The 14,468-nt window shown below is 64.3% G+C and carries 16 protein-coding genes; 11 read left to right on the forward strand and 5 right to left on the reverse strand.

Annotated elements, in window-relative coordinates; translation table 11 throughout:
- Both FFS13_RS19400 and FFS13_RS19405 read right to left on the reverse strand, forming a co-directional pair.
- Positions 1–343, reverse strand: a 343-nt coding sequence (locus FFS13_RS19400) for an FAD-dependent oxidoreductase (protein ID WP_137820693.1), incomplete at its 3' end; no start/stop codon positions are given.
- Between the two features lie 271 nt (positions 344–614).
- The gene (locus FFS13_RS19405; protein ID WP_137820694.1) at positions 615–1,100 is read right to left on the reverse strand and encodes an Lrp/AsnC family transcriptional regulator; all 486 of its coding nucleotides are present in this window, start codon (positions 1,098–1,100) and stop codon (positions 615–617) included.
- A 332-nt stretch (positions 1,101–1,432) separates the two neighbouring features.
- On the opposite strand from FFS13_RS19405, the gene FFS13_RS19410 reads away from it, so the two are divergent.
- The 10 genes from FFS13_RS19410 to FFS13_RS19455 all read left to right on the forward strand — a co-directional run bounded on the left by FFS13_RS19410 (position 1,433) and on the right by FFS13_RS19455 (position 11,487).
- A complete protein-coding gene (locus tag FFS13_RS19410; RefSeq protein ID WP_137820695.1) occupies positions 1,433–2,332 on the forward strand; it encodes a VOC family protein in 900 nt (299 codons plus the stop codon).
- Between the two features lie 11 nt (positions 2,333–2,343).
- Positions 2,344–3,225 (forward strand): CoA transferase subunit A, encoded by an 882-nt coding sequence (locus tag FFS13_RS19415; RefSeq protein ID WP_137820696.1) that lies wholly within the window; start codon positions 2,344–2,346, stop codon positions 3,223–3,225.
- 12 nt (positions 3,226–3,237) lie between these two features.
- Entirely contained in the window at positions 3,238–4,041 is an 804-nt protein-coding gene (locus tag FFS13_RS19420) for a CoA-transferase subunit beta (protein WP_137820697.1), read from the forward strand.
- Between the two features lie 38 nt (positions 4,042–4,079).
- Positions 4,080–4,949 carry an enoyl-CoA hydratase gene (locus FFS13_RS19425; RefSeq protein WP_137820698.1) on the forward strand — a complete coding sequence of 290 codons (870 nt, stop codon included), beginning with the start codon at positions 4,080–4,082 and terminating at the stop codon, positions 4,947–4,949.
- Positions 4,949–6,019 (forward strand): nitronate monooxygenase family protein, encoded by a 1,071-nt coding sequence (locus tag FFS13_RS19430; protein WP_137820699.1) that lies wholly within the window; start codon positions 4,949–4,951, stop codon positions 6,017–6,019. Before FFS13_RS19425 ends, FFS13_RS19430 begins: the two co-directional genes overlap by 1 nt.
- Positions 6,020–6,136: 117 nt before the next feature.
- Positions 6,137–6,895 (forward strand): enoyl-CoA hydratase family protein, encoded by a 759-nt coding sequence (locus FFS13_RS19435; protein ID WP_137820700.1) that lies wholly within the window; start codon positions 6,137–6,139, stop codon positions 6,893–6,895.
- Between the two features lie 12 nt (positions 6,896–6,907).
- Positions 6,908–8,074: an acyl-CoA dehydrogenase gene (locus FFS13_RS19440; protein WP_137820701.1), complete on the forward strand. Its 1,167-nt coding sequence runs from the start codon at positions 6,908–6,910 to the stop codon at positions 8,072–8,074.
- A gap of 10 nt (positions 8,075–8,084) precedes the next feature.
- Entirely contained in the window at positions 8,085–9,140 is a 1,056-nt protein-coding gene (locus FFS13_RS19445; protein WP_137820702.1) for an acyl-CoA dehydrogenase family protein, read from the forward strand.
- A 161-nt stretch (positions 9,141–9,301) separates the two neighbouring features.
- Complete coding sequence (locus FFS13_RS19450; RefSeq protein WP_137820703.1) at positions 9,302–10,450, forward strand: acetyl-CoA C-acetyltransferase; 1,149 nt, start codon at positions 9,302–9,304, stop codon at positions 10,448–10,450.
- A gap of 161 nt (positions 10,451–10,611) precedes the next feature.
- Entirely contained in the window at positions 10,612–11,487 is an 876-nt protein-coding gene (locus FFS13_RS19455; RefSeq protein ID WP_137820704.1) for an SDR family oxidoreductase, read from the forward strand.
- A 138-nt stretch (positions 11,488–11,625) separates the two neighbouring features.
- Here the strand turns inward: FFS13_RS19455 and FFS13_RS19460 are convergent, their stop codons facing one another.
- Genes FFS13_RS19460 through FFS13_RS19470 form a run of 3 tightly spaced genes read right to left on the reverse strand, consistent with a single transcriptional unit; the run spans position 11,626 to position 13,628 of the window.
- Positions 11,626–12,111 (reverse strand): MaoC family dehydratase, encoded by a 486-nt coding sequence (locus FFS13_RS19460; protein WP_137820705.1) that lies wholly within the window; start codon positions 12,109–12,111, stop codon positions 11,626–11,628.
- A gap of 31 nt (positions 12,112–12,142) precedes the next feature.
- A complete protein-coding gene (gene panB / locus FFS13_RS19465; protein ID WP_137820706.1) occupies positions 12,143–12,985 on the reverse strand; it encodes a 3-methyl-2-oxobutanoate hydroxymethyltransferase in 843 nt (280 codons plus the stop codon).
- 25 nt (positions 12,986–13,010) lie between these two features.
- Positions 13,011–13,628: a LysE family translocator gene (locus tag FFS13_RS19470; protein ID WP_137820707.1), complete on the reverse strand. Its 618-nt coding sequence runs from the start codon at positions 13,626–13,628 to the stop codon at positions 13,011–13,013.
- A gap of 188 nt (positions 13,629–13,816) precedes the next feature.
- On the opposite strand from FFS13_RS19470, the gene FFS13_RS19475 reads away from it, so the two are divergent.
- Positions 13,817–14,269 carry an Lrp/AsnC family transcriptional regulator gene (locus tag FFS13_RS19475; protein WP_137820708.1) on the forward strand — a complete coding sequence of 151 codons (453 nt, stop codon included), beginning with the start codon at positions 13,817–13,819 and terminating at the stop codon, positions 14,267–14,269.
- The last annotated feature ends 199 nt before the right edge of the window (positions 14,270–14,468 follow it).

The raw sequence follows: 14,468 nt of genomic DNA on the forward strand, positions 1-14,468 counted from the left end.
TGTCGACATAATGGTAGAAGGCCGTGGAGGAGACCGGGAAACGCATGCCACCCAGCTCGGCGATGATGCCCTCGGTGCCTTCGAAGGCCTGCGAGCGCAGGCGACCGCCCATCTTCGAGGCCTCGTAGACCACCGGCTTCAGGCCCAGCTTCATCAACTCGTAGGCGGCGACCAGGCCGGCGATGCCAGCACCGACAATCGCCACTTCGGCGCCATGCTGGTCGGCCGGGATGCTGCCGAGGCCGGCGGGATGCTCGATCCAGTCATCGAAGGCGAAAGGGAAGTCCGGGCCGAAGATGGTGATCGGCTTTTTGCCGTCTGCGGGGTGGCGATTGTTGTTCATGACTGACCTTGATGGCGGGAGCAAAGGGGGCTGCCGGCGAGGGGCAGCAGTGGGGCCATTCTAGGGCGCGCTAATTTCGTCTATAAGACGCAGAGTGTCGTCATTCGGCAGTCATACGATACAAAACGACGAGCACTCTGCGCAGAGTGACGAAACTCGCCCTCTCCCGTTTACGGGCGAGGGCCGGGGAGAGGGCGCTTTTTCAGCCTAGCCCAGGCTCGCGGTTGTACCCCCTTTCCATCCGGAAGAGGGTCCGAGGGTGAGGGAGGCCTCAGCCGCGTTCGGCCGCCGGCGGAGAAAGCGGCTGCCCGCGGTCCAGCTTGCAGCTGAGGATGATCGAGGTGGTGGTCTTCTCCACGCCGTCGACGCTGCCGATCAGGTCGAGCAACTGATCGAGCCGTTCCGGCGAGTCGGCCCGCAGCCAGGCCACGTAATCGAACTCGCCGCTTACCGCGCAGAGTTGCTGCACTTCCGCCATGCCGCTGAGCCGCCGTAGGACTTCCTTGCCGGAGCGTGGCTTCAGGGTGATGCCGACATAGGCCTGCAGCCCCCCGTCCACCACGCGCTGGCCCAGGCGCACGCCATAACCGGTGATCACCCTGGCCTTCTCCAGGCGCGCCAGCCGCGAGGTCACCGTGGTCCTGGCGATGCCCAGGCGCCGCGCCAGCATCGCCACGCTCTCGCGGGCATTGATCTGCAATGTTGCGATCAGTTGGCGATCGATTTCGTCGAGGGTTGGCGGGCGGGTGTCGGGCATGGGATCGCTCGGGAAAGGGCTGTGCGGTGTAGTGATCGAGGGCGCAAGGCTACCTGAAGGTCGGCAACCTGTAATCAACCGAGGTTAAGCCTCAGGTATCCAACTTATTAAGTAGAGTTAAGTCGAGCGGGCGATCCTGTGATGCCCCCGGGCACTGCAGCTACCCCTCGAATGCCTTAACTGACAGGCCTTAGCGCCTGATCGGCCTTTCCCGCTAGTCCCAACGGACGATGTTGCCCCTGCGCCAAGGCGCTTAAATCGCTCTCCATAGGGCCTCCCCCGGCATTTGCTTCGGGGCGGGCCGAGTCCTGACAGGAATGAGGAGAGCGCCCATGGATATCCGTGGTCTGGGTTATGTCACCGTCTTATCCAGCGATCTGGACCGCTGGCGCGAATACGCCACCCAGGTGCTGGGCATGATGGCCGCCGCCGGCCCTCAGGCGGATGAGCTGCTCTACCTGAAGATGGATGAGCGCCACTACCGCATCCTGGTGGAGCGCAGCGATAAGGACGGCTACGGCGCCAGCGGTTGGGAGGTGGCCGGCAAGGCCGCCTTCGAGCAGGCGATAGTCGAGCTGGAGCAGGCCGATGTGCCGGTGCAGCGCGGCAGCGCGGCGTTGGCCAGCCTGCGCAAGGTGCAGGAGCTGGCCTGCTTCAGCGATCCGGATGGCAACCGCCACGAGCTGTTTTGGGGGCCGCTGCAGGACTTTGCCCGCTTTGTCTCGCCGGTCGGGGTCAAGGGGTTCGTCACCAATGAGTTGGGCATGGGCCATGTGGTGCTGCCGGCGCCGAGCTTCGAGCGCTGCCGCGACTTCTATGAGCGGGTGCTGGGTTTTGGCCTGTCCGATCTGATGAAGGTGCGCTTCACCCCGGACCCGGCCGAGCCGGAGAAGCGCATCCACTTCATGCACTGCAATAACGGTCGCCACCACTCCCTGGCCATCTTCGAATGCCCGATGCCCCATGGCTGCGTGCACATGATGCTCGAGGTCAATGCCCTCGACGAGGTCGGCCGCGCGCTGGACCGCATGCAGGCGCACGGGGTCAAGCTGTCGGCCACCCTTGGCCAGCACACCAACGACCAGATGGTCTCCTTCTATATGAAGACCCCGTCCGGCTTCGACCTGGAGTACGGCTACGACGGCCTGGTGGTGGACTGGAACCAGCACACGCCATTCGAGAGCACGGTGGTCAGCCACTGGGGCCATGACTTTAGCGTGGGCAGCCAGTGAGGAGCTCGAGTATGGATAAGCGTATGACCACGGCCGAGATAGTCGGCCAGTTGCGCGACGGCATGTGCATCGGCATCGGCGGCTGGGGCCCGCGGCGCAAGCCGATGGCGCTGGTGCGCGAGATCCTCCGCTCCGACCTCAAGGACCTCACCGTGGTCGCCTACGGCGGCGCCGATGTCGGCATGCTCTGCGCGGCCGGCAAGCTCAAGAAGCTGGTGTTCGCCTTTGTCTCGCTGGACTTCATTCCGCTCGAACCTTACTTCCGCAAGGCCCGTCAGGACGGCGCCATCGAGGTGATGGAGATCGACGAGGGCATGCTGCTGTTGGGGCTGAAGGCCGCCGCCATGGGCGTGCCCTTTATCCCCACCGCGGTCGGCCTGGGCACCGATGTGCTGCGGCACAACCCGGACTTGAAACTGATCGCCTCGCCCTATGCCGACGGCAAGGACTGGGTCGCCATGCCGGCGCTCAAGCTGGATGCGGCGCTGGTGCATGTCGATCGGGCGGACCAGCGCGGCGTCTGCCAGATCAAGGGCCCCGATCACTATATGGACGACCTGTTCGTCCGCGCCGCCGAGCGGGCCTATGTCAGCTGCGACGAGCTGGTCGACAGCAGCTACTTCCACAGCAGCCCCGAGCAGGCGCGCCAGGTGTTCTGGGAGCGCAACCAGACCAGCGCCGTGGTGCATGTGCCGGGTGGTGCCCATCCGTCTTCATGCGCGCCGCTGTATGGCTTCGATGTCGCGCACTTCAAGGCCTACAACGCCTCGGCGCAGACGCCGGACGGCTGGCAGGCCTATGTCGAGCAGTACCTGAACTGCACGGAAGAGCAGTACCGGGGAAAGGTCGGCGGCCTGGCTGCCATCCGCCAGCTACCCCTACCGGTTTTCTAAGCGAGGCTCGATATGACGACTCATGCAACGACTTACAGCCTGGCCGAACTCCTGATCTGCGCCGCCTCCGAATGCTGGCGCGACGACGGCGAGGTGCTGGCCAGCGGCATCGGCGTGATCCCGCGCCTGGCCGCGTCCCTGAGCATGCTCAGCTCCAACCCCGAGTTGCTGATGACCGACTCCGAGGCCTACATGGTCGCCGAGCCGGTGCCGCTCGGCGCGCGCAACGGCTACAAGCCGAAGCTCGACAGCTGGATGGGCTTCTCGCGGATTTTCGACAACGTCTGGGGCGGCAAGCGCCATGCCCTGGTCGGCCCGACCCAGATCGACCGCTTCGGCCAGGCCAACATTTCCTGCATCGGCGACTACGCCAAGCCCAAGGCGCAGATGCTCGGCGTGCGCGGCTTTCCCGGCAACTCCATCAGCCACGCCAACTCTTTCCTGGTGCCCAGCCACAACCGCCGGGTGTTCGTCGAGGGCGAGGTCGATATGGTCGCCTCGGTCGGCTACAACCCGGCACGCCTGGCCCGTGGCTGGGCGCTGGACGAGATCGACATCCGCCTGATCGTCAGCGATCTGTGCGTCCTGGATTTCCTGGGCCCGCAGCGGCAAATGCGGATCCGCTCGCTGCACCCGGGCGTAACCGTGGCCGAAGTGCAGGACAACACCGGGTTCGCCCTGCATGTGCCGGACTCGATTGCGACCACGACGGCGCCGAGTGTGGAGCAGCTGATGCTGATCCAGCAGCTGGACCCGCACAACCTGCGCGCCAGCCAACTGAAAGACAACCCGCCGGGCGAGCGCAGTCCGCGCTGACGGCCACGAGAAGTCCCGCCTTGCCGGAGAAACAGTCAATGAGCGAGCAGAACGATCAAGAGGCCGAGGTGGTGCTCTACGAGGTGCGCGGCGCTATCGCCCTGGTCACCATGAACCGCCCCGAGTACCACAACGCCCAGAACTCGCGGATGACCTATGCGCTGGACGCCGCCTTCCGTCGCGCCTGCGACGACGACGAGGTGAAGGTCATAGTGCTGCGCGGCGCTGGCAAGCACTTCTCCGCCGGCCACGACATCGGCACTCCGGGGCGCGATGTGAACCAGAGTTTCGAGCGCAGCAGCCTCTGGTACGACCACGTCAACAAGCCCGGCGGCGAGTTCCTCTACGCCCGCGAGCAGGAAGTCTACCTCGGCATGTGCCGGCGCTGGCGCGAGATGCCCAAACCGACCATCGCCATGGTCCAGGGTGCCTGCATCGCCGGTGGCCTGATGCTGGCCTGGGTCTGCGACCTGATAGTCGCCTCGGAGGATTCCTACTACGCCGACCCGGTGGTGCGCATGGGCATCCCCGGCGTCGAGTACTTCGCCCACGTGCACGAGCTGAACCCGCGCATCGCCAAGGAGTTTCTCTTCCTCGGCGAGCGCATGCCGGCCGAACGCGCCTATCAGATGGGCATGCTCAATCGCGTGGTGCCCCGCGAGCGGCTCGAGGAAGAATGCCTCGCCATTGCCGGGCGCATCGCGCAGATGCCGCGTCTCGGTCTGCAACTGACCAAGCAGGCGGTGAACAACGCCGAAGACCTGATGGGCAAGCGCGCCACCATGGACATGGTGTTCGGCTTGCACCACTTCGCCCACGTGCACAACGAGCTGACCTCCGGCGACAAACTCGGCGGCTATGACGCCAAAGCCATGGCCAGCTCCCAGCGCAAAGCGGCGGAGGCCTGATGACAGTCGCCCTGAATACCCGCCTGACCGAGCTGCTCGGCTGCCGCTACCCGATCATCCAGACCGCCATGGGCTGGGTCGCCGACCCGAAATTGGTGGCGGCCACCGGCAATGCCGGCGGCTTCGGCTTCCTCGCCGGTGCCACCATCGAGCCCGAGCGAATGGAGGCGGCGATCGTCGAAACCCGGCGCCTGACCGACAAGCCGTTCGGCGTGAACTTCCACATGTATCAGCCCAACGCCAGCGAGATAGTCGAGCTGGTGCTGCGGCACAAGGTCAAGGCGGTCAGCTACAGCCGCTCGCCGGGCAAGCAGATGATCGCCCGCCTGAAGGGCGCCGGGGTGGTGTGCATGCCCACGGTCGGCGCGCTCAAGCACGCGCTGAAGGCGGTGGAGATGGGCGCCGACGTGGTCACGGTGCAAGGCGGCGAGGGCGGCGGGCATACCGGCTCGGTACCCACCTCGCTGCTGCTGGCCCAGGTGGTGGATGCCGTGCAGGTGCCGGTGGTGGCCGCCGGCGGTTTCAAGGACGGCCGCGGGCTGGTCTCGGCCCTGGCCTACGGTGCCGAAGGCATCGCCATGGGCACGCGCTTCCTGATGAGCGCCGACAGCCCGGTGCCGCCAGCCACCCTGGCGCGCTACCTGGCGGTGCGCGACCCGGCGGCGATCATCGTCAGCCGCGCCATCGACGGCATGCCGCAACGGATGATCCGCAACGAACTGCTCAATCGGCTGGAGCAGTCGGGCGGCCTCATGCGCCTGCTGCTGGCGCTGAAAAGCGCTCTTGCTTATCGCCGCCATAGCGGCATAAGCCTGGCTCAGCTGCTCGGCAGCGCGCTGAAGATGCGCGGTGCCGGCGAGCTGACGGCGGCCCAGACCATCATGGCCGCCAACGCGCCGATGGTGATCCAGAAGGCCATGGTCGAGGGCCAGCCCGAGCTGGGCGTGCTGCCCGCCGGACAGATCGCCGCGAGCATCGACAGCCTGCCGAGCTGCGAAGAATTGATTGGCCAGATAGTCCGGGAAGCCGAAGCGCGCCTGGCCGAACTCAGCCGCCGCGCGCTTTCTTGAGAGGGCGGTTTTGTAGGGTGCGCTCTGCGCACCAAGAGCGCCGTACAGCTGGTGCGCACAGCGCACCCTACGGCCGAGAAATCGAACGATTTATGTGGCGAATTTAGGGGGAGTCCGATGAGCAAGCCATTCCACACGAGCATCGACAATGGCATCGCCGAGCTGGTGTTCGACCGGCCGCCGGTGAACGCCTTCGACTGCCAGGGCTGGGCGGATATCGCCAGCGCCATCGAGGCCCTCGGCCGCGACGCCGAGGTGCGGGTGATCGTCATCCGCGCCGAAGGTCGGGGCTTCTGCGCCGGGGTGGATATCAAGGAACTGGCCGCCGACGGCAACCTGATAGTCGCGGTGAATAAGGGCAACTACGACAGTTTCAAGGCCATCCACCGCAATCCCAAGCCGGTGATAGTCGCGGTACACGGCTTCGTCCTCGGCGGCGGCATCGGCCTCTGCGGGGCGGCGGACATCCTGGTCGCCTCCGACTGCGCGCGCTTCGGCGTGCCCGAGGTGGACCGTGGCGCCATGGGCGGCGGCGCGCACCTGCAACGCCTGTTCCCGGTGCAGAAGGTCCGCCACATGTATTTCACCGGCGAGCCGATCGACGCCGCCGAGGCCTATCGCCTCGGCGCGGTGGAGCGGGTGGTCAAGCGCGAAGACCTGCGCGAGGCGGCGCTTTCGATCGCCCGCCAGATTGCCGCCAAGAGCCCGGCGATGATCGCCCTGGCCAAGGAGGCACTGAACGGCATCGAAGACGGCAACCTGGAAGACAAATACCGCTGGGAGCAGGGCTTCACCCTCGAAGCCTACCGCTCGCTGGATTCCCAAGAAGCGCGCGACTCCTTCGTGGAGAAACGCAACGCCCAGTTCAATGGCTAGGAAGACCACTCCATGCAACTGACCTATACACCGGGCCAGCAGGCCTTCCGCACCGAGGTGCGCGCCTGGCTGGCGGCCAACGTGCCGAGCGAGCCGCTGCAGTCCTTTGATACCGAGGAGGGCTTTCGCCAGCACCGCGCCTGGGAGGCCAAGCTCAACGAGGGCCGCTGGGGCATGGTGACCTGGCCCACCGAACTGGGCGGGCGCGGCTGCGACCTGATCGAGTGGTTGATCTTCGAGGAAGAGTATTACCGCGCCGGGGCTCCGGCACGGGTCAACCAGAACGGCATCTTCCTGCTCGGCCCGACCCTGATGGAGTTCGGCAGCGAGGCGCAGAAGGCGCGCTTCCTGCCGCGCATGGCCACTGGCGAGGACATCTGGGCCCAGGGCTGGTCGGAGCCGAGCGCCGGTTCCGACATGGCGGCGATCCGCGCCAAGGCCGAGCGGGTCGGCGATCACTATGTGCTCAACGGCCAGAAGACCTGGTCGACTCGCGCGGTCTGGGCCGACTGGCTGTTCGGCATCTTCCGCACAGATCCGCAGTCCAGCCGCCATAACGGCCTGACTTTTATCCTGCTGCCGCTGGACAGTCCGGGTATCACGGTGCGGCCGATCCCGCAGCTCAATGGCCTGCCGGGTTTCGCCGAAATCTTCTTCGACGACGTCGAGGTGCCGGCGGAGAACGTGCTCGGCGGCGTCGGCATGGGCTGGCATGTGGCGATGTCCACCGCCGGTTTCGAGCGCGGCCTGATGCTGCGTTCGCCGGCGCGCTTCCAGGAAACCGCGCGGCGCCTGGTCGAGCTGTACCTGGCCAACCGCGAACAAGCTGACCGCGACCCGGCCATCGGCGAGGCCGTGATGCGCGCCTACCTGGATGCCGAGGCCTACACCCTGGCCACCTATATGACCGCCTCGAGCCTGGTCAAGGGCGGCAAGATCGGCCCCGAGTCCTCGACCAACAAGATCTTCTGGTCCGAGCTGGACCAGCGCATACACGAGACCGCCATGAGCATCCTCGGCCTGCGCGGCGAACTGCTGCCGGAGGCGCCGGACGCGGGCGAGGTCGGCCACTGGCTGGACGGCTTCCTGTTCGCCCAGGCCGGGCCGATCTACGCCGGGACCAACGAGATCCAGCGCAATATCATTGCCGAACGCATGCTCGGCATGCCCCGCGCCTGAGGAGCAGACGATGGACTTTAGCTTTAGCCAGGATCAACTGCTGTTCCAGGCCAACGTCAGGAGCTTCCTGACCAACGAGGTCACCCCGGAGCGCATCCGCGAACTCTGGCAAACCGACAGCGGCCGCAGCGACGAGCTCTGGGCGCAACTGGTCGAACTGGGCCTGACCGCCATGAGCGTGCCGGAAGCCTTCGGCGGTTTGGGTCTGACCGAGCTGGATTTCGTCCTGCTGGCCCAGGAGTGCGGCTACGCCGGCCTGCCGGAGCCGCTGGTGGAGACCATGCTGGTCGGCGTGCCCTTGCTCGCCGCCTTGGACGACGTGCAGCAGGCGCTCAAGGGCGAGTGGCTGACAAGGGTCGCCGAGGGCCGCGCGCGCCTGGCGGTGGGCCAGCCGGGTAATCCGCTGGTCAGCGATGCGCATGTCGCCGATCTGCTGCTGTTGCCCCACGGCGACGAGGTGCACGCCGTACCGCGCGCGGCGGTAAGCCTGACCCGTAACGAGTCGGTCGACCCCAGCCGCCAGCTGTTTCGCGTCGACTGGACACCGAGCGCCGCCACCCGCGTCGCCGAGGCGGAACAGGGCCGGGCGCTGTGGGCCGCGGCTTTCAATCGCGGCGCCCTGGCCACGGCGGCCCAGTTGTTGGGCCTGGCCAAGCGCATGGTCGATCTCGCAGTGGACTACAGCTTCGAACGCAAACAGTTCGGCAAGCCGGTCGGCTCCTTCCAGGCGGTCAAGCACCTGATGGCCAACGTCGCGGTGCAGATCGAATTCGCCAAGGGCCCGCTGTACCGCGCCGCTTACTCCTTGGCCGAGAACCTGCCGGGGGCGGGCGTGCAGGTCTCCCACGCCAAGCTGGCTTGCGCCGAGGCGGCGCTGTTGGCGGCGAAGAACGCCATCCAGACCCATGGCGCCATGGGTTACACCTGGGAGGTGGACCTGCAGCTGTTCATGAAGCGTGCCTGGGCCCTGGACAAGGTCTGGGGCGACCGCGGCCTGCACAAGGCGCGGGTGCGTGAGGCGTTGTTTGGCGGAGTGATACAGCCCGGCGCCGGGAACACCTTTTAGCCCGTAGCCCGGATTGCATCTGGGCTACCCAACCAACGCCAACTTGTAGGGTGGAAAACCGCGGAGCGTTTTCCACGGGGTGACCCTCCACCAAGGCCGGTGGATGTGCACAGCGACATCCACCCTACGACCTGACCCTTTATCTGTTTGAGGTTTTTGACATGGCGGAAGCCTTTATCGTCGACGCCGTCCGCACCCCCATCGGCCGGCGCAAGGGTGGCCTGAGCCACATCCACGCCGCCGACCTGGGCGCGCACGTGCTGCGCGCGTTGGTCGAGCGCAACGACATTCCCAACCACGAGTACGACGACGTGATCTTCGGCTGCGTCGACACCATAGGCCCGCTGGCCGGCGACATCGCTCGGACCAGTTGGCTGGCTGCCGGGTTGTCCCAGGAGGTGCCGGGCACCACCATCGACCGCCAGTGCGGTTCCTCACAGCAGGCCGTGCATTTCGCCGCGCAGGCGGTGATGAGCGGCACCCAGGATGTGGTGATTGCCGGTGGCGTGCAGACCATGACGCAGATCCCGATCTCTTCGGCGATGACCGCCGCCGAGCCGCTGGGCTTTAGCGATCCCTTCAGCGGTTCGGAAGGCTGGGTGCGCCGCTATGGCAAGCAGCCGCCGACCCAGTTTAAAGCGGCACAGATGATCGCCGAGAAGTGGAATCTGTCCCGCGAGGAACTCGAGGCCTACGCCCTGGAATCGCATCGCCGCGCGCTGTACGCCATCGACCATGGCCGTTTCGCCCGCGAGATAGTGCCGCTGGCCGGCATCGAGGACGACGAGACGCCGCGCCTGACCTCGTTGGCGAAGATGGCCGAGCTGGAGTTCCTGTTCGGCTGCGACCGGGTCACCGCGGCAGTTTCTAGCCAGACCTGCGATGCGGCCAGCGCCATGCTGATCGTTTCCGAGAAGGCGCTGAAGCGCTATGGCCTGACCCCGCGGGCGCGCATCCAGCACATTAGCGTGCGCGCCGAAGACCCGATCTGGATGCTCACCGCGCCGATCCCGGCCACCGCCTACGCGCTCAAACGTGCCGGCATGAGCCTGGACCAGATCGACCTGGTGGAGATCAATGAGGCCTTCGCCTCGGTGGCCATGGCCTGGCTGAAAGAGACCGGCTACCCGCACGAACAGACCAACGTCAACGGCGGCGCCATCGCCCTCGGCCACCCCCTCGGCGCCACCGGCACCCGCCTGATGTGCAGCTTGCTCCATGAGCTGGAGCGCAGTGGTGGTCGCTATGGCCTGCAGACCATGTGCGAAGGCGGTGGGCAGGCCAACGTCACCATTATCGAGCGCCTATAACCCGCTTTACTCCCCTCTCCCCCCGGGAGAGGGGCCGGGGGTGAGGGAGACCGCGACGGCTCGCTGTTTCCCGCTCCCCAACCCTCTCCCGCCTTTCTTTTATGAAGCAAGGGAGAGGGGGCTTACCAGCCGTGCAACTTTTGAATTTCCGGAGAACAACAATGCCAATCTGCAAAGACCGCGTAGTCATCATCACCGGCGCCGGCGGCGGGCTGGGCAAGGCCTATGCGCTGGCCTTCGCCGCCGAGGGCGCCAAGGTCGTGGTCAACGACATCAACCGTGACGCGGCCGCCGCCGTGGTCGCCGAGATCCGCGCCCAGGGCGGCGAGGCGGTCGCCAACAGCCACGACATCACCCACTACGCCGACGCCGCGCTGATAGTGCGCCAGGCCGTCGAGAGCTTCGGCGCCCTGCACGTGCTGGTGAACAACGCCGGCATCTGCCGCGACCGCATGTTCGCCAGCCTGACCGAGGCGGACTGGGACGCGGTGATGGCGGTGCACCTCAAGGGCCACTTCTGCATCGCCAGCCATGCCGTCCAGTACTGGCGCGAGCAGGCCAAGGGTGGCGCGGCGGTCCAGGCGCGAATCATCAACACCAGCTCCGGCGCCGGTTTGCAGGGCTCCATCGGCCAGTCCAACTACGCCGCGGCTAAGGGCGGGATCGCCGCCCTGACCCTAGTGCAGGCCGCCGAACTGGGCCGTTACGGCATCACCGCCAACGCCCTGGCCCCGGCCGCGCGCACCGGCATGACCGAGCAGGTGTTCGCCGACATGATGAAAGCGCCGGAAGACGGCTTCGACTACTTCGCCCCGGAAAACGTCGCGCCGCTGCTGGTATGGCTCGGCTCGGAAGCCTCCCAGCACGTCACCGGCCGCCTGTTCGAGGTCGAGGGCGGCAAGTTGTCCATCGCCGACGGCTGGCGCAAGGGCCCGGAGCGCGACAAGGGGGGGCGCTGGCAACCGGAAGAAGTCGGCGCGGCGGTGTTGCAGCTGATGTCCCAGGCCGTGCCGGCACAGAAGGTGTACGGCAGTTGAGTCTGAACCGACATGAACAACCGGGCCGTATGGCCCGGTTGTTCATTTACGGATTCGCGTTAGTCATTCCGTCAGATGGCTGCTATCGACCCATTGCAGACACACAGAGCAAGGAAAGCTGCCACCAATTCTAGGCAATCAACTCATGGATTGGGCGGCACCGTTGGTGGGATCTCCCTCAGAGAGCATCTGTTTGAGGCATTCACGTTCTTCAGTTCTTGGCAGCACACCAGAAGTCGTTGCCTCCAGTACAGTGATGCCTTCTGCGTTGAATATCCTGACTTCGGCCTTTGCGTGACCCCGCTCATCGATGTCAGCGATGAGCCAGTGGCAGGTGATCTGTTCTCCCGCGTATACGGGACGTTTGAACTCAAAACTCATCCCTGTAGCCAGCCAACCAATCTGCCCACCAATTTCGGTGACGAGGCTGGCTGTCAGAAGGCCATGGGCAATGGGCGCCTTGAACCTTCGCAGCTCCGCGTAGCGTGCATCGCAGTGAACGGGATTGTAGTCTCGAGAAATCTGCGCGAATTGACGAATATCGGCATCTGAAAAACAGCGAACTATCGTGAACCGGTCTCCGACCTGGAGGCCTTCGGCGGCACGCTCTCTTGGGCTCTTCATAAAAGGCTCCTTGGGAGGCGATGGTGGGCAGCTAAAAAGTATGCTCGGGGCCTGGAAATGTTCCTGCACCCACATCAAGTGCAAAGTCCCTTGCCACAGTGTGAAGTACCGAGCGAAGGTCGGCGTACTGCTTGACGAATCGCGGCACGCGACCGGTGCGTAGTCCGGCCATGTCCTGCCAGACCAACACCTGGGCATCGCATTGGTTACCAGCGCCAATCCCGACGGTAGGAATTGAAATGGTTTCAGTGATCGCTCGACCCACATCACCCGGCACCATCTCAATCAAAATAGCGAATGCGCCGGCTGCTTCAAACGCTTTGGCACTATCTATCAGGAGCTGCGCATCTTCGCCCCGGCCCTGGACGCGGTAGCCACCCAGTTGATGTTCCATCTGTGGTGTGAAGCCGATGTGAGCCATGACGGGTATGCCTGAGCTAGCGAGCTTTTCGACCTGAGGTATCACCTCGATCCCGCCCTCAAGTTTGACCGCATGTGCACCAGCTTCTTTCATGAATCGGACGGCTGTGTGGAAGCATTGCTCCGCCGAGGCCTGGTAAGAGCCGAAAGGAAGATCTGCAATCACCAGCGCCCGCCGTGTCGACCGCGTGACCGTGCGTACCAGAGGGATAAGTTCGTCAACGGTGACTGATAGCGTGGACTCATTGCCGTAGACATTGTTGGAGGCGGAATCTCCCACCAGTAGGACGGGTATTCCGGCCTCTTCGAAAATGGCTGCGCTGTACATGTCATACGCTGTGAGCATCGCCCATTTCTGGCCCTCCACCTTCATCTGTTTCAGATGCGGGATTCGGACTCGTGTCGCCTGTCGGGCGAGAGGGGCGCTGCCATACGGTGAAGGTTGGTCGCTCATTGGTGTCGTCTCGCTGAAAGATGGATTAACCAAGCATCTGCTCGGTGAACAGAACTACTGCGATGATGATCATGGCCGCTCCGGAGAAACGACTGACCAGGTGAGCGGCGGCTGGGCGTGCTCGTAGAACGACTTGTGAACCAAATCCGACTAGGAGATAGATAACGCCACAACTGAAGGTGTGGACGAGCCCCAGCGCAATCATCTGCATCGGCACAGGCCAGGGAGCGGCAGCGTCGGTGAATTGAGGCAATAGCGCTAGGAACAGCAGGAACACTTTCGGATTAAGCCCGCTCACGCAAAGCCCCTTGATCGCCCAGCGCTTCCAGGAGCCTGACGCCTGAATGTCATCAGCGTGTGGTGTAGAGGGACGGGCAAGCATGTTGATGCCCAACCAAAGCAGGTAACCCGCCCCGGCAACCGTAAGCACCGACAAGGCAACGGGGTGGTTGGCAACCAGTGTGCCGACACCACCAGCAACAATCATTGTTGCAATCAAGTGGCCGGATAAAAGCCCGCCCACGGCGGGTATGACTACTCGGCTCTTCAAGCCTGCCGAAATCGCATATGCCCAATCCGCGCCGGGTGTGATGACGAACAGAATCGACACCGCCCAGAATGCAACGAAAACACTGAAGGTCATGGCGCTACCCACTCCTGCTGATGACACACCGCTCTCTGCATCGTCCCGCTCCGCAAATCAAAGGCCGTACCTCCTTTAGTCTTAAGAGGAGGCGGCAGTTAATGGTTAGAGGAAGAATAGAGAAATCTTGTTAGAATTTACTTTCAAAGATAATCACTCAGATGCAGTTAGATGGGAGATTCTTCTAAATGGATAGGATTGATCGAAAGATTCTTTCTGAGCTTCAAAAAGATGGTCGCCTTTCGGTCACCGAACTCGCTGAGCGCGTCGGACTGAGCCTTTCGCCCTGCCATCGGCGAGTACGGGCGTTGGAAGAGTCTGGCGTGTTGTTGGGCTATCGCGCACAGCTGGATCCTGGCGCACTCGGCCTGAACTTTTCCGCCATGGTGTTTGCCACGCTTCGAGAGGGCGATAGGCAAGCCGTCGAGGCCTTCGAGGCGGCGCTCGTTGAAATACCTCAGGTGGTCGATGCCCAGAGGTTGTTTGGGGAACCGGACTACCTGCTGCACGTCATCGCCCAGGATCTGCCGGCTTTCCAAAGGCTTTACGATGAGAGCCTTTCAACTTTACCCAATGTGCAACGGCTGACCTCGACACTCGTCATGAAACGGGTCATCCAAGATAGGCCGCTTCCTTTGTGATGGCGCAGACAAGCTCTCCTACTTCGCCTTTCAATCAAGGTCTTGCGTCAATCAGTAGTGGCCGCTTTTGGCCGCTTTCCGCCTGCCACACAGGCAGGCCCACGTCATTGCGCAGCCCACTCGGCGCATTGCCCTAACCGGCGAGTCCCCCCTGCATCTCGGGCACGATTTCAGGGGCGGTCGCCCACCAACCCCAAAC

The sequence above is a fragment of the Pseudomonas sp. 2FG genome, assembly GCF_005502935.1.
Taxonomy (GTDB): domain Bacteria; phylum Pseudomonadota; class Gammaproteobacteria; order Pseudomonadales; family Pseudomonadaceae; genus Aquipseudomonas.